Origin of the sequence: Curtobacterium sp. PhB142, assembly GCF_004341255.1 — a bacterium.
GTDB lineage: Bacteria > Actinomycetota > Actinomycetes > Actinomycetales > Microbacteriaceae > Curtobacterium.
Genome location: NZ_SLUT01000003.1, coordinates 242,895 through 265,533, shown reverse-complemented (window position 1 = coordinate 265,533; position 22,639 = coordinate 242,895). Strand labels below are relative to the sequence as shown.

The window sequence follows — 22,639 nt, the reverse complement described above, 5'->3', positions numbered from 1 at the left end:
GGCATGACCCGTCCGCTGGTCGCGCTGGGCACGTCGGATCCGCTGGCGGTGCTCCGCGGCCTGGAGGCAGCGCTCGCCGGCGGCCCCGCGTTGCTCCCCGTCGCCGAAGGGACACCGGCGCTGCCGACCCCGCCACCGGCCGACGTCCGGCAGCGGGTCGCCCTGGTGGTCGAGACGAGCGGGTCCACCGGCACCGGCAAGCGCGTGGCCCTCTCGTCCGAGGCGCTCCTCGCCGGTGCCGCAGCGGCGGACGCAGCGCTCGGCGGACCGGGCAGCTGGGTGCTGGCGCTGCCCACGCACTACATCGCGGGCCTCAACGTCCTGACCCGCTCGATCGCCGCGGGGACGACGCCGGTCGTCGTGGCACCGGGGCACTTCGACGCCACGGCGTTCGCGGACGCCGTGGACCAGCTCGTCACCGGCCCAGCGGCTCCCCGTCGCTACACGTCGCTCGTCCCCGTGCAGCTCGCCCGCGTGCTCGACGACGACCGCGCGACGGCTGCGTTGGGCAGGTTCGACGCGGTCCTCGTCGGCGGGCAGGCGACCCCGGCGGCGCTCCGCGAGCGAGCGGTCGCCGCGGGCGTGCGCATCGTGACGACCTACGGCGCCAGCGAGACGAGCGGCGGCTGCGTGTACGACGGCGTGCCGTTCGGGACCGTCCGCACCGCGGTGGTGGACGAGGAGCTCCAGTTGGCGGGTCCGATGCTCGCCGAGGGGTACCTCGGCGACGAGGACCGCACGGCTGCGACCTTCGTCGAGCGCGACGGCCTGCGCTGGTACCGCACGGGGGACACCGCCGCGGTGTCGGACGGGGTGGTCCGGGTGCTCGGACGCCTCGACGACGTGGTGATCTCCGGCGGCGAGAAGGTCCGGCTCGGCGCGGTGGAGCGGCTCGTGCGCGACCTGCCCGACCAGCACGGTGCAGTCGTCACCCGACGGGCCTCGGGGGAGTGGGGCGAGGTGCCGGTCGTCGTCACCGAGCAGCCGCTCGACCTCGACACCGTCCGGTCCCACGTGGGCGACGCCCTCGGCCGAGCGGCACGTCCGGCCGCGGTGGTGGTGGTCGACCGGCTGCCGATGCTCGCGTCCGGCAAGCCCGACCGGCGGGCGATCCAGGACATGGCGTCCTCGTAGGCCCGCGCGTCGGCACCGCGGTGCGGTGCGTCGCGGCGCGGATAGGATCGGTGGTCGTGGCACGAACGAAGAACACGACGCACAAGCAGGGCCGCTCGGGCAACCCGGCCAAGGCTGCGGCCCCAGTCCGCTCGAAGCGCCGGGCGACCGCGCGGGACTGGATCGGCGGGGCACGGCTCCGCACCCTGACGCTCGGCGTCGTCCCCGTGGTGCTCGGCACCACCGTGGGCTTCGTCGACAGCGGCACCACGGGCGACTTCGGTGCGTTCCTGGCGCAGGACGGGCACCTCGCCATCGCGCTGCTCGCCCTGGCGGTGGCACTGTTCCTGCAGATCGGCGTGAACTACAGCAACGACTACTCCGACGGGGTCCGCGGCACCGACGAGTACCGCGTCGGCCCCGCTCGACTGACGGGGGCCGGGCTCGCGAAGCCCCGCACGGTGCTGACCGTCGCGCTGACGTTCTTCGGGCTGGCTGCGGTCGCCGGGATCGTCATCGTGGTGCTCACCCAGCTGTGGTGGCTGCTGCTCGTCGGCGCCGCGGCCATCGTCGCCGCGTGGTTCTACACCGGCGGCAAGAAGCCCTACGGGTACAACGCGCTCGGCGAGGTCTTCGTCTTCGTGTTCTTCGGCCTCGTCGCCGTGCTCGGCACCCAGTACGTGCTCATCGGCCAGGCCACCACGAGCGGGTGGGCCGCCGCGGTCGCCGCCGGGTTCTTCGCCTGCGCGGTGCTGATGGTGAACAACATCCGCGACATCGACGAGGACCGTCTCGCCGGCAAGCGCACCCTGGCCGTCGTCGTCGGACGACCGGTGGCACGGGTGCTGTACGGCCTGTTCCTGCTGCTGCCGTACGTCGTGCTGCTCTGGTTCGTCCTGCTCTACTTCCGCACGGGCTTCACGTACTTCTCGCTGCTGCTGGCCCTGCCGGCGCTCGCGATCGGGGTGTCGTCCCGCAAGCCCCGTGAACTCATCACGGCACTGCAGCTGTCGTCGTTCGCCTCGCTGGTCTTCGGCGTCGTGCTCGGCATCACGCTCGCCGTCCAGCCGTAGGACTCCGCCGGGCTACTCCGCGTCGGTGTCCCGGCGCGCCGCGTGCCGGTCGGCGTCCGACACCGGGCGCACGGTCGGGGTGTCCGCGGCGTCGGTGTCCGCCGCGTCGACGAAGTCGTCCTCGAAGTCGGTGTCCGCATCGCGCTCCGGGCCACCGCGGCGGTTCGCCAGGCTCAGGGCGACCTTGGTGCGGAGTCCGGCGAGCGCGATGTAGGACACCAGCAGCCCGACGAGGGCGGCGATGATCGTCGCCCAGTACCAGGGCATCGGGGTCAGGAGCCGGAGGAGCACGAGCGCCGCCGCGAAGATGCCGAGCCGGGCCAGGGTGTACAGGAGCCACGCTTTCACCCTGCGAGTCTACGGACGGCCGACCGGCAGGGTCGTCACAGGCTCGCGACCTAGACTCCTGGGCATGGTCCGCTTGTGGTTGATCGTCGTCGTCGCCGCTGTCGCCTTCACGGTGTACGCGGCCATCGACTGCGCGACGATGCCCCGCGAACGTGTCCGATCCCTCAGGCGCGGTGTCTGGATCCTCCTCGTGATCGTCCTCCCCGTCCTCGGTGGGGTGCTCTGGTTCCTGCTCGGCCGCTCACCGGCGTCGCCGGGCACGACCGCCCGGTACCGTGGACCCGAAGACGACCCGGACTTCCTCGGCACCACGCCCGTTCCGGGGGACACCCTCACGGACAAGGACCAGGACGACGCGACCCTCCGAGACCTCGAAGACCAGTTCCACGACCGAGACGACGACGGCCGCACCGATCGTTGACGGTCCCGCCGGATCGGGCAGTCCGGCGACGGATGCTGCCCTGACGCTGCTGCAGGAACTCGTGCGCGCCGGCGTCACCGACGTCGTCGTCAGTCCGGGCTCGCGATCCCAGGCCCTGGCGCTCGCGGCCGTCGCCCTCGAGCGTGCCGGCGGCCTGACCGTCCACGTCCGGCTCGACGAGCGCACCGCCGGGTTCTTCGCCCTCGGTCTCGCGGTGGAGTCCGGTCGACCGGCCGCCGTCGTGACGACCTCGGGCACCGCCGTCGCCAACCTGCACCCTGCCGTCCTCGAAGCGCACCACTCCGGTGTGCCGATGATCGTGCTGAGCGCCGACCGGCCGGACGAGCTCCGCGGCATCGGAAGCAACCAGACCACCGTCCAGCCGGGGCTGTTCGGCGACGCGGTCGCCTTCGTCCGCGACGTCGAGGCGCCCGCTGCGCACGGAGCCGACGCCTCGGTGCGTGCAGCGCTCCGCGACCTCGCCCGCCAGGCCGTCGCCGCAGCCGCCGGACACACCGGACAGCCGGGGCCGGCGCAGCTCAACGTCGCGTTCCGTGAACCCCTGTCCGCCGGCCTCGACGCCGACCGCGTGCAGGGCGTCCCCGACGACGAGGTCGACACCGCGTTCGCCACCCGTCGTGCGCACGGCGGACTCCCGGTGGCCGAGCTGTCGCCGGACGACGAACCGGGCACGGTCGTCATCGCCGGGCACGACGCCGGCGAGGACGCCGAGCGCATCGCGTGGGAGCTCGGCGCGCCCCTGCTCGCCGAGGTCTCCAGCGGCGCACGGTTCGGCCGGAACCTCGTCGTCACCTACCGCGAACTCCTGCGCGACCAGGACTTCGGCGGCGTGGTCCGTCGTGCCGTCGTGCTCGGCCACCCCACCCTCAGTCGCGAGGTCCCGGCGCTCCTGCAGCGGCAGGGGGTCGAGACGTTCGTGGTCCGCGGACACGCGGCCGATCCCTTCGACCCGGCCCGCGCCTCTCCCCACCGGCACGGCCCGGACGCCGCTGGCGCGTCGCCCGGGAACCGGCGGCGTGGGCCCAGCGAATCGTTGACCACCTTCGTGTCCGACGTCCGCGTGACGGGCCGGACCCGGCCGGAGCACCGTGCGTGGGTCGGGCGCTGGGTCGGCGCGAGCCGTCAGCTGTTGGGCGACGGTGACGCCGGACCCGACCTCGGTGCCAAGCGGTCCCCGGACCGCGCCGAACGCAACAAGTTCCTGCGCGACGAGGTCGCCCTCCGTCGACGACCCGTCGACCGCGCGATGCTCGCCGACGCCGTGTGGGGCGTGACGTGGCCGCACGACCGGCTCGTGTTCGGCGCCTCGCAGATCATCCGCGTCGCCGACGGGCGCGTGCTCGGCAAGAAGATCCGGGTGCACGCGAACCGCGGGCTCGCCGGCATCGACGGCACCGTGTCGACGGCGCTCGGGATCGCCGCGGCCCTGGAACAGTCGTCGGCGTCGGTGGGCACCACGCGCGTGCTGCTCGGCGACCTGACCCTGCTGCACGACCTCGGGGCGTTCGTCACCGGGACAGAGGAGCGCACGCACCGGGTCCAGGTCGTCGTCGGCAACGACCACGGCGGCGCGATCTTCCGCGGGCTCGAGGTGGCACGCACCACTCCACCAGAGGACATGCGCCGGATGATGTCGACCCCGCAGCACGTCGACGTCGAACGGGTCGTGACCGGGCTCGGTTGGGAGTACCGCCGCGCGGAGACGTGGGGCGACCTCGAGCGGGTGCTCACCGACCCGGCCGAGCGGGTCGTGATCGAGGTCCCGCTGGCCGACTGACGCGGCGCTCAGGCCAGCGCGTCGGTGACCGGTCGGAACTTCAGGGCGGTCTCGGCGACCTCGCGCGCCGGTTCCGACCCCGCGACGACGCCCGCGCCCGCCCAGGCCCGGACGGTGCCGTCGTCGTCGATGCGGGCGCTGCGGAGCGCCAGCATCCACTCGCCGTCGCCGGTGGCGCTCATCCAGCCCACCGGGCCGGCGTAGCGGCCGCGGTCGACGCCCTCGAGCTCGGCGACGAGTCGGACGGCCACGTCGGTCGGGGTACCCGCGACGGCGGCGGTCGGGTGCAGGGCGTCGGCGACATCGAGCGAGGTGGTGTCCGGCGGCAGCGTCGCCTGCACGTCGGTCGCCAGGTGCCACAGGTTCGGCAGCTGCAGCCGGAACGGCTCGGGGTCGGCGCGCAACTCGGTCACGAGCGGGCGGAGCGAGGCGAGCAGGCTGTCGATCGCGAACGCGTGCTCCTCGACGTCCTTCGCGCTGGCGGCGAGGGCCTCGGCAGCGGCACGGTCCGACACCTCGTCGGCACCGCGTGCGGCGCTGCCGGCCAGCACCCGCGCCGTCAACCGGGTGCCGTCGGTGCGGGCGAGCGTCTCGGGGGTCGCACCGACCAGGCCGTCGACCGCGAACGTGACGCACTGCGGGTAGGCGGCGGCGAGGTCGAGCAGCAGGGCGCGGTGGTCGGCGTCCGCTGGCATCCTGCCGACGAGATCGCGGGCGAGGACGACCTTCTGCGCGCTCCCGGCAGCGATGCGCCGCACGGCCTCGGCGACGTTCGCGGCGTAGGCGTCCTCGTCGATCCGGCCGGGGTGCAGCGCGACGGAGACGTGTGGTCCGACGTGGGGGACCGGCACCGAGGTCCGCGTGAACGTGAGTGGCTCGGCGCCGACGGTCGTGTCGATCGCCGTGAGCCAGGCCTTGCCGCGCCGACGGCCGATGACCACGCGCGGGACGATCAGGACGCTCTCGTCGGCGGAGTCGTCGGCGAAGGCGAAGGAGCCGAACGCGACCAGGCCCGAGCCGCGCAACTGCACCGGGTCGTCGACGACGGCCGACTCCACGACGGTGCGCCACACCGCGGCGGCGTCGCGCATCCGGTCGGCGCCGGTGAACGTGAACCGCAGCGCCTCCCCGATGCCGACTATGCCGTCACCGTTCCGGACGAAGGCCAGTGGACGGTCGCGCAGGGTGTGGCGGAGGACGGTGCCCGGGTCGTCGAGGATCCGGGTGGAGACCGTCAGCGGGGGCGCCGCCGTGGTGGTTCGGGTCACGGCTCCGATGCTACGCGCGGTCGGTGGACCACCTGGCCGCGCGCTCGACGCGTGGGCCGTCGCTGCGAGTCCGGTGAACGTACGGTCGGGACCTCTAGGATTGGTCGGGTGAGCAGAGCGGACCTGAACAAGCGGCCGGACGAGGTGGCGGCGATGTTCGACGACGTCGCGGCCAAGTACGACCTCACGAACGACATCCTGTCGGCGGGCAACGCACCGCTGTGGCGTGTCGCCACGGTGCGGGCGGTCGACCCCCAGCCCGGCGAGAAGGTCCTCGACATCGCCGCGGGCACCGGGACGAGTGCCGCGGCCTTCGCGAAGAAGGGGGCAGAGGTCAGCGCGCTCGACCTCTCCGCCGGCATGATCGCGGTCGGTCGCGAGCGGCACCCCGAGATCACCTTCGTCGAGGGCGATGCAGAGCACCTGCCCTTCGACGACGACACGTTCGACGCCGTCACGATCTCGTTCGGGCTGCGCAACGTGAACGACCCGAAGCAGGCGCTCGCCGAGATGCTGCGGGTCCTCAAGCCCGGCGGCCGAGTGGTCATCTGCGAGTTCTCGACCCCGCCGCGTGCGCTGCTGCGCCTCGGCTACGGCACCTACCTGAAGCGCGTGCTCCCGGGCATCGCGAAGCTCTCGAGCAGCAACCCCGCCGCCTACCGCTACCTCGCCGAGTCGATCGACGCGTGGCCGGACCAGCAGGTCCTCACCCAGTGGCTGCGCGGCGTCGGGTTCTCCGTGGTCGCCTACCGCAACCTCACGGCCGGTATCGTCGCACTGCACCGTGGCCGCAAGCCCGTCGCCGACACGGTGCGCGAGTCCGCGGCCCGTCGTGCGAAGGCACGCCGCGACCACCAGACCACCGGCGAGCAGCCGCGCGTCGACCCGGCCGACGACTGACCGGTCACCATCCCCCGAAGACGGAGCAGCACTTGAATCCGAGCGTCCCGGTCGCACGTCGCGCGCCGAGCCTCCGCGCCTCGCTGGGCATCGGCGAGCGGTTGTTCGCCACGCCCGCCGACCGCCGCTTCATCGCCGCCGTCGACGACGGTCTCGAGCTCGTCGAGCAGGGGCTCGAGGACGCCATGCGTTCCACGGACACCCTCGCCGACACCACGAGCCGCTACCTGCTGTCCGCGGGCGGCAAGCGGATCCGTCCGACGCTGACGCTGCTCATCGCGCAGCTCGGCGACGGGGTGACCGACGCCGTGGTCAAGGCCGCCGTCAGCATCGAGACGACCCACCTGGCGTCGCTCTACCACGACGACGTCATGGACGAAGCGCCCGTCCGCCGCGGGGTCCCCGCAGCGCAGATCACGTACGGCAACAACGTCGCGATCCTGACCGGCGACCTGCTCTTCGCCCGCGCCAGCCTCATCACCGCCGACCTGGGTACCGAGGGCATCCGGATGCAAGCCGAGACATTCCAGCGTCTCTGCATGGGGCAGCTGCACGAGACCACCGGCCCGCAGCCCGACGACGACCCGGTCGAGCACTACATCCAGGTGCTCAGCGACAAGACCGGCTCGCTCATCGCGACCGCCGCCCGCGCCGGTGTCATGTTCTCCGGCGCCGACCGTGCCTACCTCGACGCCGTCGGGACCTTCGGCGAGAAGGTGGGCGTCGCCTTCCAGCTCGTCGACGACGTCATCGACCTGGCACCCGCGACGGACAAGACCGGCAAGATCGCCGGCAACGACCTCCGTGCCGGCGTCGACACGCTGCCGATGCTGCACCTGCGTCGGCACGCGGCGACCGACCCGGCGGCGCAGGACCTCGTCCTGCGCATCGAGCGCGACGTGAACGGCGCCCCGGACGACGCAGTCGGCTCCGTGCCGTACCAGTCGGCCGTCGCCGCACTGCGTGACCACGAGGCGACTGCGTCGACGCGCACGGTCGCGGTCCGCTGGGCCCGCGAAGCCGTGGACGTCCTCGCCCCGTTGCCCGACGGCACCGTCAAGCGGGCGCTCACCCGCTTCGCCGACTCCGTCGTCGACCGCAGCCGCTGAACACCACCCGCGACCGGTCGACCCCACGGTCGCCGCGCGGGACGCACCACCGGGAGCACCCCACCCGAACGAACTGGAGACGATCAGTGCCCACCCTCCGAATCGCCATCGTCGGCGCCGGACCCGCCGGCATCTACGCCGCGGACATCCTGCTGCGCGAGGCCCACGGACACGACGTGTCGATCGACCTGTTCGAGCAGCTCCCCGCGCCGTACGGACTCGTCCGCTACGGCGTCGCCCCCGACCACCCGCGGATCAAGGGCATCGTCAACGCTCTGCGCGACGTGCTCGACCGCGGTGTCGTCCGGCTGTTCGGCAACGTCCGCTTCGGCGAGGACATCACCCTCGAGGACCTGAAGAAGCACTACAACGCGGTCGTCTTCTCGACGGGCGCGATCAAGGACGCCGACCTGGACGTCCCCGGCGTCGACCTCCGGGGTTCCTACGGTGCCGCCGACTTCGTCAGCTGGTTCGACGGCCACCCCGACGTCCCGCGCACCTGGCCGCTGACCGCGGAGAGCGTCGCGGTGATCGGGGTCGGCAACGTCGCGCTCGACGTCTCCCGCATCCTCGCGAAGCACGCCGACGACCTGCTGCCGACCGAGATCCCGGCGAACGTGTACGAGGGCCTCAAGGGGTCGCCCGTCACGGACGTCCACGTCTTCGGCCGCCGTGGTCCCGCCCAGGTGAAGTTCACGCCGCTCGAGCTCCGCGAGCTCGGCGAGGTCCGTGACGTCGACATGGTCGTCTACGACGAGGACTTCGACCACGACGAGGCGTCGAAGACCGCGATCGCCACGAACAAGCAGGTGATGGTCATCAACCGGGTGCTCGAGCAGTGGCGCACCCGCGATACCGGTCAGGCGAGCCGGCGGCTGCACCTGCACTTCTACGCGAAGCCGACCGAGTTCGTCGGCGACGAGCAGGGCAACCTCACCGCGATCCGGTACGAGCGCACCCGGCCGAACGGCGAGGGCGGTGTGGAGGGCACGGGCGAGATCCGTGAGATCCCGATCCAGGCGGCCTACCGCGCCGTCGGCTACTTCGGTTCCCCGCTGCCCGGTCTGCCGTTCGACGAGCGCCACGGCGTCATCCCGAACCACGAGGGCCAGGTCCTCGACGACGACAACCAGCAGATCCCGGGCGTCTACGCCACCGGGTGGATCAAGCGCGGTCCGGTCGGGCTCATCGGGCACACGAAGTCCGACGCCATGGAGACCGTGCAGCACATCGTCAACGACCAGGCGAGCTGGTGGACGCCGGAGGACCCCTCCGAGGGTGCGATCCCGGCGCTGCTCCGCGAGCGCGGTGTCGAGTACACCGATCTCGAGGGCTGGCACCGCCTGGACACCCACGAGCTCGCGCTCGGTGCTGCCGAGGGCCGTGAGCGCATCAAGGTCGTGCCCCGCGACGAGATGATCGACGTGTCCCTCGGTCGCGTCGACGTGCCCACGAACTGACACCGATGACCGACACGCGCCCCGTCCCGCCCACCGCGGTGCGGGGCGCGTCCGCGTCCGGCGTGCGACTGCAGGGCGTCGACGTCGCGCGGGCCGTCGCGCTGCTCGGCATGATGGCCGCGCACATCGGCGGCATCGCGGACCAGCTCGACTGGTCCGATCCCTCGACGTGGTCCGCCGTGGCGCACGGGCGCCCGTCCACGCTGTTCGCCGTCCTCGCGGGGGTGTCGATCGGCCTGACGAGCGGTCGCACGACTCCGCCAGGACCCCCGACGATCGGGCGGGTCCGGGCGCGCCTGGCGGTCCGCGCCGCGGCCGTCGTCGCAATCGGGTTCGTGCTCATCGCGTTGGACACCCCGGTCTACGTCATCCTGCCGACGTACGGGGTGCTGTTCCTGCTGGTGATCCCGGTGCTCCGGGTCCGCCCGGCGTGGCTCCTCGCCATCGCGGGCGCCTGCGCCGTGCTGTCGCCGATCGTCGCCGTCGCGACCGCACCGGCCTACGCCGATTCGGGCATGGTCGGACAGCAGCTCGGCCTGGTTTACCCCGTGGTCACCTTCCTGGCGTACGTCCTGGTCGGTCTCGCGGTCGCCCGGGCCGGGCTGGAGATGCGGGGCACGCAGGTCGTGCTCCTCGCGTCCGGCGCACTGGTCGCCGCCACCGCGTACGTCGTCGGCACGGTGCTGGCGCCGCTGCCGGCCGGGGCCGCGTTCGCATTCCCGGGCGTCCCGTACGCCGCCGAGGGCAGCACGCCGGCCGAGGCCATCGCCCAGCTCTTCCTGTCACCGCGCGACCACTCGTCGACGACGGTCGACGTGATCGGCACCGCGGGGGTGGCGGTGGCGGTCATCGCGCTCTGCACCCTGGTGTTCGACGGGCGCGGGCGGGTCGCCGAGCGGATCGCGTTCCCGCTCGCCGCCGTCGGGTCGATGCCCCTGACGATCTACTCGGGACACCTCGTGGTGATCGCGATGCTGCCCGAGTACCCGGAGTCGGCCGAGGCGTGGGGCTGGTTCGCGCTGGGCTCGGTCGTGTTCGCGATGGTCTGGCGCCGGTTCCTCGGCCGGGGCCCGCTCGAGCGGGCCGTCGCGGCCCTGGCGTCCCTCGTCCCGATGCGCTGAGCGCCCCTGCCGGGCCGATCCGGTCCCGGAGCGCTGCCGCACGGTGCAGCGTTGTTCGTTCACCGCGGGCTTGCCCGCTGGGTGACACGCTGTCGCGACGCACCGTGCTGCCAACGTCGCACCGGGTGGAGGACGACGCACCGTGCGCGGCAGAGACGAGCCGCGCCTCCCGTCCGCACCGTGCGTGGGAGGTTGCACGGCGTCCTGACCTGGTCGGAGCGCTGCCGCACCGTGCGTGGGTGGTTGCACGGCGCCCTGACCTGGTCGGAGCGCTGCCACACGGTGCAGCGTTGTTCGTTCACCGCGGGCTTGCCCGCTGGGTGACACGCTGTCGCGACGCACCGTGCTGTCAACGTCGCACCGGGTGGAGGACGACGCACCGTGCGCGGCGGAGGCGAGCCGCGCCTCCCGGTCGTCCGCTACTGCAGCGCTGCCGTGAGCCGCGCGACGTTGTCGAGCACCTTGGACCGGCGCGGACGGTCGACCCACTCGTCGAGCGTGAGCTCGAAGCTGTGCTCCTTGTAGGCGTCCTGCACCTCGCGCAGGGCGTCGACGAAGCGGTGGCCCCGGACCATCACGGAGACCTCGAGGTTCAGGCTGAACGAGCGCATGTCCATGTTGCTCGACCCGATCACCGACACCTCGTCGTCGATGGTGAAGTGCTTGGCGTGCAGGATCGTCGGTGCCCGGTAGAGCCAGATCCGCACGCCGGCGCGGAGGAGTCCCTCGTAGTACGAGCGCTGCGCGTGCCACGTCATGGCGTGGTCGCCCATCTCGCCGACGAAGAGCTCGACCTCGACGCCGCGCTGGGCGGTCGTCGTGATGGCGTAGAGCATCGAGTCGTCCGGCACGAAGTACGGCGAGGTGATCGACACCTTCTTCTGCGCCGAGTAGAGCAGTGCGTTGAACAGGCGCAGGTTGTTCTCGCCGTCGAACCCGGGCCCGGACGGCACGACCTGGCAGTCGAGGGCGTCGCCGCGGTCGGCCCGCTGGACGGGGTCGCTCTCACGGAGCAGCAGTTCGTCGGTCTCGCTGTACCAGTCGGTGACGAACAGTGCGTTCAACCCCGCGACGACCGGTCCCTCGAACCGGGCGAACAGGTCCTTGTAGACCATGCCCTTCTCGATGTGCGACTTGATGTCGTACGAGGGGTCGATCAGGTTCTGCGACCCGGTGAACGCGACCGAGCCGTCGATGACCATGATCTTCCGGTGGTTGCGGAGGTCGGGTCGCTGGAACTTCCCCTGCAGCGGCAGCAGCGGGAGCATGAGGTGCCACTCGATGCCGGCGCGGTCCATGAACGCCAGCGTGTCCTTGTACCCGGGGTAACCGCGGCTGGCCCAGTGGTCGAGCAGGAACCGGACGGTGACGCCGCGGGCCTGTGCGCGGGCGAGCGCGTCGAAGAACGGTCGCGTGGTGTCGTCGAGTGTCGCGATGTAGAACTCGACGTGGACGAACCGGCGCGACTGGTCGATCGCCCGGGTCATCTCCGCGATCGACTCCTCGGAGTCGGGGTAGAGCTCCGCCGAGTTGCCGCCGACCAGCGGCATCGCGCCGAGTTCGCGGTTCAGCGTGGTGATGCTCTCGAGCCACAGCGGCCACGGGTGGTCACGGCGCACGCGTTCGATGCCCTCGGTCTGTTCGAGGATGTACGCGTTGATCTCGGTCTGCTTCTCACGCCGGGCACGCGGCAGTTTCGTCGACCCGATGACGAGGAAGACGATGAAGCCGATGTAGGGGATGAGGAAGATCGCGAGCAACCAGGCGGTCGCCGTCTGCGGCTTCCGGTTGATCGGGACGTAGATGATCGAGAAGACGCGGATCGCCAGGTCCAGCAGGACGGCCAGGACCGTGATCGCGACGGTGAGCCAGTGCTCCACGGACGTCAGCGGAAGTTGATGTACTGCAACGGGACGTCGAACTCTTCACCCTTGAGGAGCTGGATCGTGTTCTGGAGGTCGTCGCGGCTCTTCGAGGAGACCCGCAGTTCGTCGCCCTGGATCTGGCTCTTCACGGTCTTCGGGGCGTTGGCGCGCAGGAACGCGCCGATCTTCTTCGCGACGTCCTGCTCGATGCCGTTCTTGAACTTCACCTCGATGCGGTACTCCTTGCCCGAGGGGTAGGGGTCGCCGGCGTCGAGGCTCTTCAGGCTGATGTTGCGCTTGATCGCCTTGCTCTGCAGGACGTCGAGGACGGCCTTCGCGCGCTCTTCCGAGTTCGCCTTGATGAGGACGTCCTCGCCGCTGAAGGCGACCGACGCGTCCGCGCCCTTGAAGTCGTACCGCTGCTCGATCTCCTTGGCCGCCTGGTTGAGGGCGTTCTCCGCCTCCATCTTGTCGACCTTGCTGACCACGTCGAAGGAACTGTCTGCCATGCCGGACAGCCTAACGGCGGACGGGAGGGCCGGTTCGGCTCCGGCGGTCGGCTCGCGGTGGTCACGACCACCGTTCCGGATCCGCTATGCTTTTGTGCGCGCCTTCGGTTGGTGATCACACCGGCTGGGTGCGCATGGCAAGTTACCCAAGCGGCCAAAGGGATCTGACTGTAAATCAGCCGGCGTAGCCTTCGGGGGTTCGAATCCCTCACTTGCCACCATCGCGAAGCCCCGTCCGATCCGGACGGGGCTTTCGTCGTCCCTGGCAGGATCGGTGCATGGCATCCGACCTCGCACCGTCCCAGTTCGCCGACCTCGCCGAGACGATCGCGCGCGAAGCGGCCACGCTCGCTGCTCGACGACGGGCCGAGGGGGTCGAGGTCGCCGACCGGAAGTCGAGCATCGTCGACGTGGTCACGGCGGCGGACCGTGAGGTCGAGGCGCTCATCCGCGCCCGGATCGCCGAGGCCCGGCCGGACGACGCGTTCCACGGCGAGGAGTCCGGCTCGGCGTCGGGGGAGTCGGGCATCACCTGGGTCGTCGACCCGATCGACGGCACGGTGAACTACCTGTACGGCAGCGCCGAGTACGGCGTGAGCATCGGCGTCGTGCGGGGCTCCGCCGACCCGACGACGTGGGAGCCGATCGCCGGCGTCGTGGTGGCCCCCGCGACCGGGGTGGTGTTCCGTGCCGCCGCCGGACAGGGCGCCACCCGCGACGGCGTCCCCCTGTCCGTCAGCGCTCCGGCCTCGCTCGCCGAGACGCTCGTGGCGACGGGCTTCGGGTACACGGCCGACCGGCGCCGTGAGCAGGTGTCCGTGCTCGCCGGGCTGATCGGCGAGGTGCGGGACATCCGGCGCGGGGGAGCGGCGTCGCTCGACTGCTGCGCGGTCGGGACCGGGGTCGTCGACGCCTACTACGAGCGCGGGATCAACCCGTGGGACATGGCCGGCGGCTCCGTCGTCGCGCGCGAGGCCGGAGCGTCGGTCCGCATCTGGGAGGCCGGCGGCACCCGTTCCTTCCTGTTCGCGAGCCCCGCGGTGGCCGACGACCTCGAGGCGCTGCTGCGCGGGCTGGAAGCCGAGGCGCTCGGCGTCTGAGGTCCGTCGGTCCCTCGGTCTGGGGGTGCCCGGTGGACACGACCACGACTGGCGACGTGCGACGACGTTTGCTACCGTGCTCAGGTCCCGTTATCTGCTCGTTACCAACGAGCGCGCCCCTTCCCCGATCAGGATCGCCACCGCACGCATGCCCCACTCCCCACTGACGTCCGTCCCCACCGGTCCCGTCGACGCCGCCACCCCGGTCGTCCACCTGACCCGACGAGCACGGATCGAGGCGGAGCGAGCGGCTGCGAAGGGCGCTCCCGTCACGCAGGACCACGCGCAGGACGTCGCACCCGACCGTGCCGCGGGCCCGTCGTTCGACGAGGTCGTCGGGCTGACCACGCCGTCGTCGGCCGCCGCTCCCGTGTCGCCGATCGACCTCGCACCGGTGTCGCCCGCGCTGCCCGAGTCGGCGGTCCGTCCGGCCTCCCGCATCACGACGCCGCCGGCTCCCACGTCGCCGGACGTCCGCGCCACGGCGCCGCGCACCGCGACGGCTGCAGCGGAGTCCGTCGCGCCCCAGCCCCGCCGTGTCATCGGCCAGGTCCCGGCGTCCCGTCGGCGGACCGGCCGTGCCGCACCGGCCGTGCAGGTCGACCGCGCCACCCGGCACATCGCGGCCAGCCGCACCGCTGCCGCGCCCGCCCCGGCTGCTGCTGCCCGGAAGCAGGGCGCCTCGTTCCGCCGTGCGGCCTCGCGCGTGACGGCCGTCGGTGCGCTCCTCTTCGTCGCCGGTCTCGTCGTCTCGACGTCGCTGCCCGCCCAGGCGCTCTACGTGCCGGAGACCGGCTCGACCGCGGCCCGGTCGACGGCGAGCGGTGCGACCCAGTCGATGAGCGTCAGCTCCGCAGCCGACGGATCGACGAGCCGCGACCAGTACACGGTGTCGGACGCCACGCAGTACAAGAACGTCGACGCCTCGAGCTTCACCAACGACCCGACCGGCACGATCCAGTGGCCGTTCCTCACCGGCGTCCCGATCACCTCCGGCTTCGGCGGTCGTCAGGTCGCGGGCTGCTCGTTCTGCTCGACGAACCACATGGGCGTCGACTTCGCTCCCGGCGAGGGCACCCCGATCCGGGTCATCGCCGCCGGCACCGTCATCAAGGTCCAGGCGAACGACGGTGGCTTCGGCAACGACGTCTGGGTGGAGCACGACGTCGACGGCAAGCAGTTCGTCAGCGTGTACGGCCACATGGAGGACAACTCCTTCAAGGTGGTCACCGGTCAGCAGATCGAGGTCGGCGACGAGCTCGGTCTCGTGGGCAGCACGGGCAACTCCACGGGCCCGCACCTGCACCTCGAAGTGCACGTCGACGGGGTCCCCGTGGACCCGCTGGCGTGGCTCCAGACCAACGCGAACTAGCGGTCGCCGACGCGGCACGCCCGGGCGTCTCGCCCGGTTCCGGAGCAGCGTCGGAGGTCTGCTATCCTCGTGTGGTGCCGTTCGCGGCACATCGCCCCGATAGCTCAGTGGTAGAGCACCTCCATGGTAAGGAGGGGGTCGTCAGTTCAATCCTGACTCGGGGCTCCGACCCGGTGCGCGTGTCGCTCCGGATCTCTGGCGGGGTAGCTCAGTTGGTTAGAGCACACGACTCATAATCGTGGGGTCGCGGGTTCAAGTCCCGCCCTCGCTACAGCAAGCCCGGCGATCTGTTCGCCGGGCTTTCGTCGTTCCCGGGCTGCGTCGTTCCCGGGTTGCGTGCACGGCGGTGCGGACGCACTTCGGCTGTGCGCTGGACCAGGTGCGTGCCAGGAGGCACGTGGCGGACGCACACCGGGCCTCCCGTCCGCCCTGGGGTCGGCCCTACAGCGCGGAGTGCGACCCGGTGTCGGTCCGCGTCTGCAGCACGCCGGCCGCGCGCAGCGCGCGCTCGATCGCCGCGTTCACCTCGTGCCAGGCAGCTCGTCGCCGGCTCGCGCCGATGCTGCCGCCGGAGACGGCCGTGCCGTGTCCGCGGTGCCGCAGCGTGATCGTGGTGGACGCCCCGGTGACGGTCGTCGACAGCTCGTAGCGGCGGAACTCGCGGGACGGGTGCACGAGCGCGCCGAGCAGGATCGTCAGCAGCCGGTTGCCGGTCGTCGCGGTGAGGGTCCCACCGGTCGACTCGACGTGGTGTCCCGCCGTGCGGAGTGCCGCGCCGGCGACCTCCATCGCGGTGCACCGGTCGCCCGTGTGCACGGCGAACTCGGTCCTGGTGTCCATGGTTGCTCCCCCGTCCCCTGATCCGGTGTCGCGCCGGACCGCCGATTCCCCCGAACCGGCCCGGCAAGCCTAGCCGATGCATCCTCAGCATCGACAGGCCCCCGGACGGGCGTCGGTAGACTGCCGACGTGTCAGTGAACCCCGAGCTCGTCGGCAGGACGTTCCCGCCGGCCCAGCCCTACCTGGTCGGTCGCGAGAAGGTGCGCGAGTTCTCGCGCGCGGTGTTCGCGACCAACCCCGTCCACCACGAACCCGACGCGGCCCGCGCCGCCGGGTACGCCGACGTCGTCGCCCCGCCGACCTTCGCGGTCGTCGTGCAGGAAGCCACGCTCGCGCAGCTCCTCGCCGAGCCGGACGCCGGCATCGACTTCTCCCGTGTCGTCCACGGCGAGCAGTCCTTCACCTACGACCGGCCCATCGTGGCCGGCGACGAACTCACCGCGACCCTGACCGTCACGAGCGTCAAGACGCTCGGCGGCAACGCGATGGTCACGGCCCAGAGCACCATGAACGACGCCGCGGGGGAGCACGTCGTCACAGCGACGTCGACCCTCGTGGTCCGAGGAGACGACGCATGACCGCCGCACCCGCCACCGCGATCGAGGTCGGCACGGTGGTCGCCGAGCGTGAGGTGCACGTCACCCGCGACTCGCTCGTCCGCTACGCCGGCGCTTCCGGTGACTTCAACCCGATCCACTACCGCGACGACGTCGCCGCCTCGGTCGGCCTGCCGGGCGTCCTCGCGCACGGCATGCTCACGATGGGCATCGCCGTGCAGCCGGTCTCCGAGTGGCTCGGCGACAGCGGCTGGGTCGCGGGCTACGGCGTCCGCTTCACCCGCCCCGTCGTCGTGGACCCGGAGCAGGGCGCGACCATCGGCATCGTCGCCAAGGTCGGCACCGTCGACGACGACGGCCGACCGAAGCGCATCGACCTCACCGTGACCGCCGGCGGGCAGACCGTGCTCGGCAAGGCGCAGGTCACGGTGGCGTTCCGCTGACCGTGCACGAGCCGGTGCTCGCCGACCTCACGACGCTCGGCGTCGGTGGGGCGGCCGCGCGGCTGCTCACGGCCACGACGACCGACGAGCTCGTCGCCCACACGCGCACCGCATGGGACGACCACGAGTGGCTGGTCCTCGGCGGCGGCAGCAACGTGCTGGTCGCCGACTCCGGATTCGACGGCACCGTCGTCCTGGTCCGCACCACGGGCGTGGACGCCGACACGGACGCCGACGGCGTCACCGTCCGCGTCGCCGCCGGCGAACCCTGGGACGCGTTCGTCGCCACGACCGTCGCGAACGGCTGGACCGGCCTGGAGGCCCTCAGCGGCATCCCGGGCACCGTCGGCGCCGCCCCCGTGCAGAACATCGGCGCCTACGGGGTCGAGCTCTCCGACGTGCTCACCCGGGTCGAGTTCCTCGATGCGGCCACGGGGGAGCGCACGTGGGTGCCCGCGGCCGAGCTGGCGCTCGGCTACCGCACGTCGACCCTCAAGCACGGACGCCGCGGTGTCGTGCTGACGGTCGAGTTCCGGCTCGGCACGGCGGGGGAGCACGGCGTGCCGGTGCGGTACGCCCAGCTCGCCGGTTCGCTCGGGGTCGACCTCGGTGCCCTCGTGGAACCCGCGACGGTCCGCGACGAGGTCCTGCGCCTCCGCGCCTCGAAGGGCATGGTGCTCGACGCCGACGACCGGGACACCTGGAGCGCCGGGTCGTTCTTCACGAACCCGATCGTGTCCGCGGCCTTCGCCGAGACCCTCCCCGCCGACGCGCCACGGTGGCCGGCCGGCGACGACGTCAAGCTCAGCGCCGCCTGGCTCATCGAGCACGCGGGGGTGCACCGTGGCTACGCCGTGCCGGGGTCGCGCGCGGCGATCTCGTCGAAGCACACCCTGGCCCTGACCAACCGTGGCGGCGCGACGGCGGCCCAGGTGGCCGAGCTCGCGCGGTACGTGCAGGTCACGGTCCTGAACCGCTTCGGGGTGTCGCTCGTGCCGGAGCCCGTGGTGGTCGGCGACCTGCTCGACTGAACGAACCGGCACGACCCGGCCACGGGCCTCCCGGAACGGCGAACGGGCCACCTCGACGAGGCGACCCGTTCTGTGATCGGGGGGACTACGCGAAGAACTTCGCCAAGCGGGCCACACCCTCGGCGATGTCGTCGTCGCCGAGCGCGTACGACAGGCGCAGGTAGCCGGACGGACCGAAGGCCTCGCCCGGGACGACCGCGACCTCGGCGTGCTCGAGGATCAGGTCGGCCAGCTCGAGGGTCGTCGTCGGGGTCGAGCCCGACCACTCGCGACCGAGCAGTGCGGTGACGTCGGGGTAGACGTAGAAGGCGCCCTGCGGGGTCGGCGTGACGAAGCCCGGGATCGCGTTGAGCCCGGCGACGATGGCCTGGCGACGGCGGTCGAAGGCCTCGCGCATGGCTGTCACCGGCTCCTGCGGCCCGGTGAGGGCGGCGATCGCGGCGCGCTGGGACACGTTCGACACGTTCGACGACAGGTGCGACTGCAGGTTCGACGCGGCCTTGACCGCGTCGGCGGGACCGATGAACCAGCCGACGCGCCAGCCGGTCATCGCATAGGTCTTCGCGACGCCGTTGACCAGGATCGTGGTGTCGGCGAGGGCCGGCACGGCGTCGAGGATGCCGGTGAAGCGGAGTCCGTCGTACACGAGGTCCTGGTAGATCTCGTCGCTGATCACCCAGATGCCGTGCTCGAGTGCCCACTCGCCGATGGCCGTGGTCTGCTCGGCGGTGTAGACGGCGCCGGTCGGGTTCGACGGCGAGCAGAACAGCAGCGCCTTCGTCTTCGGGGTGCGCGCGGCCTCGAGCTGCTCGACGGTGACGAGGTAGCCCTGGTCGCTGCCGGCGAAGACCTCGACCGGCTCGCCACCGGCCAGACGGATGGCCTCGGGGTAGGTGGTCCAGTACGGGGCGGGGAGCAGGACCTCGTCGCCGGCGTCGACGATCGTCTGGAACGCCTGGTAGACGGCCTGCTTGCCGCCGTTGGTGACGATCACCCGCGACGGGTCGACGGTGATGCCGGACTCGCGTGCGGTCTTCTCGGCGATGGCCTGCTTCAGCTCCGGCAGACCGGTCGCCGGCGTGTACCGGTGGTTCTTCGGGTCCTGTGCGGCCTCGACCGCGGCGACGACCACGTGGTCGGGCGTGGCGAAGTCGGGCTCGCCGGCGGCGAAGGAGATGACGGGTCGGCCCGCGGCCTTCAGGGCCTTGGCCTTCGCATCGACCTTGAGCGTCGCGGACTCGGCGATCGCCGCGATGCGGGACGCGATGCGCGGCCGATCGGTCGGCGCGGCGGCGGGGGTTGCGGTGGACTCGGGGCCGGGGGCTGCGGTGCTCACGGGTGCCAGCCTATCGGCGCGGCACGCCGTGGAGGGGGCCAAGTGGACACCGTGTGACGGACTCCCGTACACTCGACCACCGGAACACGATCGGTGACGGACGTGCTCTGAAGGGCGGTGGCTCAATTGGTAGAGCAGCGGTCTCCAAAACCGCAGGTTGCAGGTTCGAGTCCTGTCCGCCCTGCAACTCTGGAAGGGTAGAAGTTGGCGAGCAAAGACATGGAGACGACGGCGGACGACGTCGTCGCCAAGGCGAAGCAGGACCGGGCCGAGCGCCGGGGTCCGATCGCTGCCATCGTGCTCTTCATCCGTCAGGTGATCGGCGAACTGCGCAAGGTCGTGACGCCGACCCGCAAGGAGCTCTTCAGCTACACGCTGGTCGTGCTCGTCTTCGTCGTCGTGATGATGATCCTGGTGTCGATCCTCGACTTCGTGTTCGGTCTCGGCGTCGGGTACGTCTTCGGCAACGGGCCCACGGCCTGACCCGGACGTCGACTGCCGAGTGCGGCAGTCCACTGGAGTACGGTCGCCCGAGACGGTGCCGATCGTGACCAGGACCGTCCGCCATCCCGACCCGCACCACCGAACGGAAAGAATCGACTGTGTCTGACTACTCCCGCGACGACATCGACCTCGCGACGGCTGCCGAGCAGTCCTCTGAGGTCGAGGAGAACCAGGAAGGCGACGTCGAGACCGGCGAGGAGCGCTCCGCCGAGTCCGCCGAGGAGCGCGCGATCTCCGTCGAGTCCGAGGACGACGAGTCCCTCGGCATCGACGAGGAGCTGACGGCACTGCAGGAGTCCAAGGACCCCGAGGCCGACGCCGTCGTCGAGGACGCCCTCGAGATCGACTCCGCTGACGAGGCCGAGGCCGCCGTCGAGGCGGTCGAGGACGAGGAAGAGATCGAACTCGAGTCCGAGACCGCCGAAGAGGCGAACGAGACCCTCGCCGCCGACGAAGCGATCGACGCCGAGGACGACGACGCCGAAGAGGCCGAGGTCGACCCGTACGAGGCCTTCAAGGTCGAGCTGCGGATGAAGCCGGGCAAGTGGTACGTCATCCACTCCTACGCGGGCTTCGAGCGCCGCGTGAAGTCGAACATCGAGAACCGCATGGTGTCGATGTCGATGGAGGAGTCGATCTACCAGGTCGAGGTCCCGATGGAGGACGTCGTCGAGATCAAGAACGGGCAGCGCAAGCTGGTCACCCGCGTCCGGATCCCCTCGTACGTGCTCGTCCGTATGGACCTCAACGAGGACTCGTGGTCCGTCGTCCGGCACACCCCCGGTGTCACCGGCTTCGTCGGCAACGCCCACAACCCGACGCCGCTCCGTTTCGACGAGGCGTTCGGCATGCTCAAGTCCCTCGTGCAGGTCGCCGAGGCCGCCCCGACCAAGGGTGGCTCGAAGTCCGGCGGCTCCCTGCAGGCGCAGCCCGCTGCCGAGGTCGACTTCGAGGTCGGCGAGACGATCACCATCAAGGAAGGCTCGTTCGCGGGCCTGCCGGGTTCGATCTCCGAGATCAAGCCGGAGAGCGGCAAGCTCACCGTCCTCGTCTCGCTGTTCGAGCGCGAGACCCCGGTCGAGCTCAGCTTCGACCAGGTCACGAAGCTCTAGTCCAGGTCTCCCCGTTCGGGTAGACTCATCGAGTTTGGGCCCGCACGCCTCGTGCGTGTGGGCCTTCACCGCGGTCCGGAACGGCCGGACCAGCGGGAGAGTGCACGGATCCCCGTGCGTTCGATTCCAGGAGGAAGACAAGTCATGGCACCGAAGAAGAAGGTCACGGGCCTGATCAAGCTGCAGATCAACGCGGGAGCCGCCAACCCGGCCCCGCCGATCGGTCCGGCACTCGGTCAGCACGGCGTCAACATCATGGAGTTCTGCAAGGCGTACAACGCGGCGACCGAGTCGCAGCGTGGCAACGTCGTGCCGGTCGAGATCACCGTCTACGAGGACCGTTCGTTCACGTTCGTCCTCAAGACCCCGCCGGCCGCTGAGCTCATCAAGAAGGCTGCTGGTGTGCAGAAGGGGTCCGCGACCCCGCACACGGTCAAGGTCGCGAAGATCTCGATGGACCAGGTCCGTCAGATCGCCGAGACCAAGCAGGCCGACCTGAACGCCAACGACATCGAGCAGGCCGCGAAGATCATCGCCGGCACCGCACGCTCGATGGGCATCACGGTCGAGGCCTAAGCACCGATCGGGCTCCGGCCCACACCCAGACACCTTTCCGTGGGAGAGCCGCGCCGGCTCGTCAACCACGTATCTCGCAAGGAGACCACCATGGCGAAGAAGTCCAAGGCCTACGAAGCCGCGGCCGCGAAGATCGAGGCCGACAAGTTCTACACCCCGACCGAGGCAGTCGCCCTGGCCAAGGAGACCGGCTCTGCGAAGACCGACTCCACGGTCGAGGTCGCACTGAAGCTCGGCGTCGACCCGCGCAAGGCGGACCAGATGGTCCGCGGCACGGTCATCCTGCCGCACGGCACGGGCAAGACCGCCCGCGTCATCGTGTTCGCGACGGGTGCAGCGGCCGAGGCCGCCATCGCAGCCGGCGCCGACGAGGTCGGTGGCGACGAGCTCATCGCGAAGGTCGCCGAGGGCTACACGTCCTTCGACTCCGCCGTCGCGACGCCCGAGCTCATGGGCAAGGTCGGTCGTCTCGGCAAGGTGCTCGGCCCGCGTGGCCTCATGCCGAACCCGAAGACCGGCACCGTGACGCCGAACGTGGCGCAGGCCGTCAACGACATCAAGGGCGGCAAGATCGAGTTCCGCGTCGACAAGCACGCCAACGTGCACTTCGTCGTCGGCAAGGCCTCGTTCACGCCGGAGCAGCTCGACGAGAACATCTCGACCGCGCTCGAGGAGATCAACCGCCTCAAGCCGAGCTCCTCGAAGGGCCGTTACGTCATGAAGGGCGCCGTCTCGACGACCTTCGGTCCCGGCATCCCGCTGGACGTCAACAGCATCTGAGTC

23 protein-coding genes and 4 tRNA genes are annotated in these 22,639 nt (G+C 71.2%); 21 read left to right on the top strand and 6 right to left on the bottom strand.

Annotation, left to right across the window (positions count from 1 at the left end; all coding sequences use genetic code 11):
* Positions 1–3 precede the first annotated feature (3 nt).
* Complete coding sequence (locus tag EDF31_RS07480) at positions 4–1,134, top strand: AMP-binding protein (RefSeq protein ID WP_131845707.1); 1,131 nt, start codon at positions 4–6, stop codon at positions 1,132–1,134.
* Between the two features lie 50 nt (positions 1,135–1,184).
* Entirely contained in the window at positions 1,185–2,186 is a 1,002-nt protein-coding gene (locus EDF31_RS07475; protein ID WP_131845706.1) for a 1,4-dihydroxy-2-naphthoate polyprenyltransferase, read from the top strand.
* 12 nt (positions 2,187–2,198) lie between these two features.
* Here the strand turns inward: EDF31_RS07475 and EDF31_RS07470 are convergent, their stop codons facing one another.
* The gene (locus tag EDF31_RS07470; RefSeq protein ID WP_123292098.1) at positions 2,199–2,534 is read right to left on the bottom strand and encodes a DUF4229 domain-containing protein; all 336 of its coding nucleotides are present in this window, start codon (positions 2,532–2,534) and stop codon (positions 2,199–2,201) included.
* Between the two features lie 64 nt (positions 2,535–2,598).
* Here EDF31_RS07470 and EDF31_RS07465 point away from each other — a divergent pair, with 64 nt between their 5' ends.
* Positions 2,599–2,955 (top strand): PLD nuclease N-terminal domain-containing protein, encoded by a 357-nt coding sequence (locus EDF31_RS07465; RefSeq protein ID WP_131921755.1) that lies wholly within the window; start codon positions 2,599–2,601, stop codon positions 2,953–2,955.
* A complete protein-coding gene (gene menD, locus EDF31_RS07460; protein ID WP_131845851.1) occupies positions 2,948–4,753 on the top strand; it encodes a 2-succinyl-5-enolpyruvyl-6-hydroxy-3-cyclohexene-1-carboxylic-acid synthase in 1,806 nt (601 codons plus the stop codon). Before EDF31_RS07465 ends, menD begins: the two co-directional genes overlap by 8 nt.
* 8 nt (positions 4,754–4,761) lie before the next feature.
* Here menD and EDF31_RS07455 read toward each other — a convergent pair whose 3' ends face one another.
* Positions 4,762–6,021, bottom strand: coding sequence for an isochorismate synthase (locus EDF31_RS07455; protein ID WP_131845705.1), 1,260 nt, complete (start codon positions 6,019–6,021; stop codon positions 4,762–4,764).
* 108 nt (positions 6,022–6,129) lie between these two features.
* On the opposite strand from EDF31_RS07455, the gene EDF31_RS07450 reads away from it, so the two are divergent.
* The 4 genes from EDF31_RS07450 to EDF31_RS07435 all read left to right on the top strand — a co-directional run bounded on the left by EDF31_RS07450 (position 6,130) and on the right by EDF31_RS07435 (position 10,611).
* Positions 6,130–6,921: a demethylmenaquinone methyltransferase gene (locus EDF31_RS07450; protein WP_111084274.1), complete on the top strand. Its 792-nt coding sequence runs from the start codon at positions 6,130–6,132 to the stop codon at positions 6,919–6,921.
* 32 nt (positions 6,922–6,953) lie between these two features.
* Entirely contained in the window at positions 6,954–8,030 is a 1,077-nt protein-coding gene (locus EDF31_RS07445; protein ID WP_131845704.1) for a polyprenyl synthetase family protein, read from the top strand.
* An 86-nt stretch (positions 8,031–8,116) separates the two neighbouring features.
* On the top strand, positions 8,117–9,490 hold the full coding sequence (locus EDF31_RS07440) for an FAD-dependent oxidoreductase (RefSeq protein WP_131845703.1): 1,374 nt from the start codon (positions 8,117–8,119) through the stop codon (positions 9,488–9,490).
* A gap of 5 nt (positions 9,491–9,495) precedes the next feature.
* On the top strand, positions 9,496–10,611 hold the full coding sequence (locus tag EDF31_RS07435) for a heparan-alpha-glucosaminide N-acetyltransferase domain-containing protein (RefSeq protein ID WP_131845702.1): 1,116 nt from the start codon (positions 9,496–9,498) through the stop codon (positions 10,609–10,611).
* A 419-nt stretch (positions 10,612–11,030) separates the two neighbouring features.
* On the opposite strand, the gene cls is transcribed toward EDF31_RS07435, so the two are convergent.
* Positions 11,031–12,491: a cardiolipin synthase gene (gene cls, locus EDF31_RS07430; RefSeq protein WP_123338849.1), complete on the bottom strand. Its 1,461-nt coding sequence runs from the start codon at positions 12,489–12,491 to the stop codon at positions 11,031–11,033.
* Between the two features lie 5 nt (positions 12,492–12,496).
* Positions 12,497–12,985: a YajQ family cyclic di-GMP-binding protein gene (locus tag EDF31_RS07425; RefSeq protein WP_111084269.1), complete on the bottom strand. Its 489-nt coding sequence runs from the start codon at positions 12,983–12,985 to the stop codon at positions 12,497–12,499.
* A 136-nt stretch (positions 12,986–13,121) separates the two neighbouring features.
* Here EDF31_RS07425 and EDF31_RS07420 point away from each other — a divergent pair.
* The 5 genes from EDF31_RS07420 (at position 13,122) to EDF31_RS07400 (ending at position 15,728) form a co-directional block, all read left to right on the top strand.
* A tRNA-Tyr gene (locus EDF31_RS07420) sits at positions 13,122–13,206 on the top strand.
* 57 nt (positions 13,207–13,263) lie between these two features.
* Complete coding sequence (locus EDF31_RS07415) at positions 13,264–14,085, top strand: inositol monophosphatase family protein (protein WP_131845701.1); 822 nt, start codon at positions 13,264–13,266, stop codon at positions 14,083–14,085.
* A 148-nt stretch (positions 14,086–14,233) separates the two neighbouring features.
* Positions 14,234–15,457 (top strand): M23 family metallopeptidase, encoded by a 1,224-nt coding sequence (locus EDF31_RS07410; protein ID WP_131845700.1) that lies wholly within the window; start codon positions 14,234–14,236, stop codon positions 15,455–15,457.
* A 93-nt stretch (positions 15,458–15,550) separates the two neighbouring features.
* Positions 15,551–15,622, top strand: a tRNA-Thr gene (locus EDF31_RS07405).
* A 32-nt stretch (positions 15,623–15,654) separates the two neighbouring features.
* Positions 15,655–15,728 (top strand) — tRNA-Met (locus EDF31_RS07400).
* A gap of 170 nt (positions 15,729–15,898) precedes the next feature.
* Here EDF31_RS07400 and EDF31_RS07395 read toward each other — a convergent pair.
* Positions 15,899–16,297, bottom strand: a complete 399-nt coding sequence (locus tag EDF31_RS07395; protein WP_131845699.1) for a hypothetical protein — start codon at positions 16,295–16,297, stop codon at positions 15,899–15,901.
* A gap of 128 nt (positions 16,298–16,425) precedes the next feature.
* Between EDF31_RS07395 and EDF31_RS07390 the strand changes: the two genes are divergently transcribed.
* The 3 genes from EDF31_RS07390 to EDF31_RS07380 are packed head-to-tail and all read left to right on the top strand — an operon-like array spanning position 16,426 to position 18,328.
* Complete coding sequence (locus EDF31_RS07390) at positions 16,426–16,875, top strand: MaoC family dehydratase N-terminal domain-containing protein (protein WP_111084265.1); 450 nt, start codon at positions 16,426–16,428, stop codon at positions 16,873–16,875.
* Positions 16,872–17,297 (top strand): MaoC/PaaZ C-terminal domain-containing protein, encoded by a 426-nt coding sequence (locus tag EDF31_RS07385; protein ID WP_123938619.1) that lies wholly within the window; start codon positions 16,872–16,874, stop codon positions 17,295–17,297. The genes EDF31_RS07390 and EDF31_RS07385 overlap by 4 nt, the downstream gene beginning before the upstream one ends.
* Before the next feature lie 14 nt (positions 17,298–17,311).
* Positions 17,312–18,328, top strand: coding sequence for a UDP-N-acetylmuramate dehydrogenase (locus EDF31_RS07380; RefSeq protein ID WP_243649924.1), 1,017 nt, complete (start codon positions 17,312–17,314; stop codon positions 18,326–18,328).
* Positions 18,329–18,413: 85 nt separating this feature from the next.
* Here EDF31_RS07380 and EDF31_RS07375 read toward each other — a convergent pair whose 3' ends face one another.
* Positions 18,414–19,595, bottom strand: a complete 1,182-nt coding sequence (locus EDF31_RS07375; protein ID WP_131845850.1) for a pyridoxal phosphate-dependent aminotransferase — start codon at positions 19,593–19,595, stop codon at positions 18,414–18,416.
* Positions 19,596–19,775: 180 nt separating this feature from the next.
* On the opposite strand from EDF31_RS07375, the gene EDF31_RS07370 reads away from it, so the two are divergent.
* From EDF31_RS07370 to rplA, 5 genes are all read left to right on the top strand, one after another.
* Positions 19,776–19,848, top strand: a tRNA-Trp gene (locus tag EDF31_RS07370).
* 20 nt (positions 19,849–19,868) lie between these two features.
* Positions 19,869–20,147 (top strand): preprotein translocase subunit SecE, encoded by a 279-nt coding sequence (gene secE, locus EDF31_RS07365; protein WP_111084262.1) that lies wholly within the window; start codon positions 19,869–19,871, stop codon positions 20,145–20,147.
* A 119-nt stretch (positions 20,148–20,266) separates the two neighbouring features.
* A complete protein-coding gene (nusG, locus tag EDF31_RS07360) occupies positions 20,267–21,280 on the top strand; it encodes a transcription termination/antitermination protein NusG (RefSeq protein ID WP_111084261.1) in 1,014 nt (337 codons plus the stop codon).
* Between the two features lie 144 nt (positions 21,281–21,424).
* Positions 21,425–21,856: a 50S ribosomal protein L11 gene (gene rplK / locus EDF31_RS07355; protein ID WP_022906459.1), complete on the top strand. Its 432-nt coding sequence runs from the start codon at positions 21,425–21,427 to the stop codon at positions 21,854–21,856.
* A gap of 90 nt (positions 21,857–21,946) precedes the next feature.
* On the top strand, positions 21,947–22,636 hold the full coding sequence (rplA, locus tag EDF31_RS07350) for a 50S ribosomal protein L1 (RefSeq protein ID WP_123292110.1): 690 nt from the start codon (positions 21,947–21,949) through the stop codon (positions 22,634–22,636).
* The last annotated feature ends 3 nt before the right edge of the window (positions 22,637–22,639 follow it).

Bases quoted from the DNA above. Each gene is read 5' to 3' on its own strand.
- EDF31_RS07480 (WP_131845707.1), top strand. From the start codon at position 4: ATGACCCGTCCGCTGGTCGCGCTGGGCACGTCGGATCCGCTGGCGGTG.
- EDF31_RS07465 (WP_131921755.1), top strand. From the start codon at position 2,599: ATGGTCCGCTTGTGGTTGATCGTCGTCGTCGCCGCTGTCGCCTTCACG.
- EDF31_RS07435 (WP_131845702.1), top strand. From the start codon at position 9,496: ATGACCGACACGCGCCCCGTCCCGCCCACCGCGGTGCGGGGCGCGTCC.
- EDF31_RS07425 (WP_111084269.1), bottom strand. From the start codon at position 12,985: ATGGCAGACAGTTCCTTCGACGTGGTCAGCAAGGTCGACAAGATGGAG.
- EDF31_RS07415 (WP_131845701.1), top strand. From the start codon at position 13,264: ATGGCATCCGACCTCGCACCGTCCCAGTTCGCCGACCTCGCCGAGACG.
- EDF31_RS07410 (WP_131845700.1), top strand. From the start codon at position 14,234: ATGCCCCACTCCCCACTGACGTCCGTCCCCACCGGTCCCGTCGACGCC.
- EDF31_RS07395 (WP_131845699.1), bottom strand. From the start codon at position 16,297: ATGGACACCAGGACCGAGTTCGCCGTGCACACGGGCGACCGGTGCACC.
- EDF31_RS07385 (WP_123938619.1), top strand. From the start codon at position 16,872: ATGACCGCCGCACCCGCCACCGCGATCGAGGTCGGCACGGTGGTCGCC.
- rplK (WP_022906459.1), top strand. From the start codon at position 21,425: ATGGCACCGAAGAAGAAGGTCACGGGCCTGATCAAGCTGCAGATCAAC.
- rplA (WP_123292110.1), top strand. From the start codon at position 21,947: ATGGCGAAGAAGTCCAAGGCCTACGAAGCCGCGGCCGCGAAGATCGAG.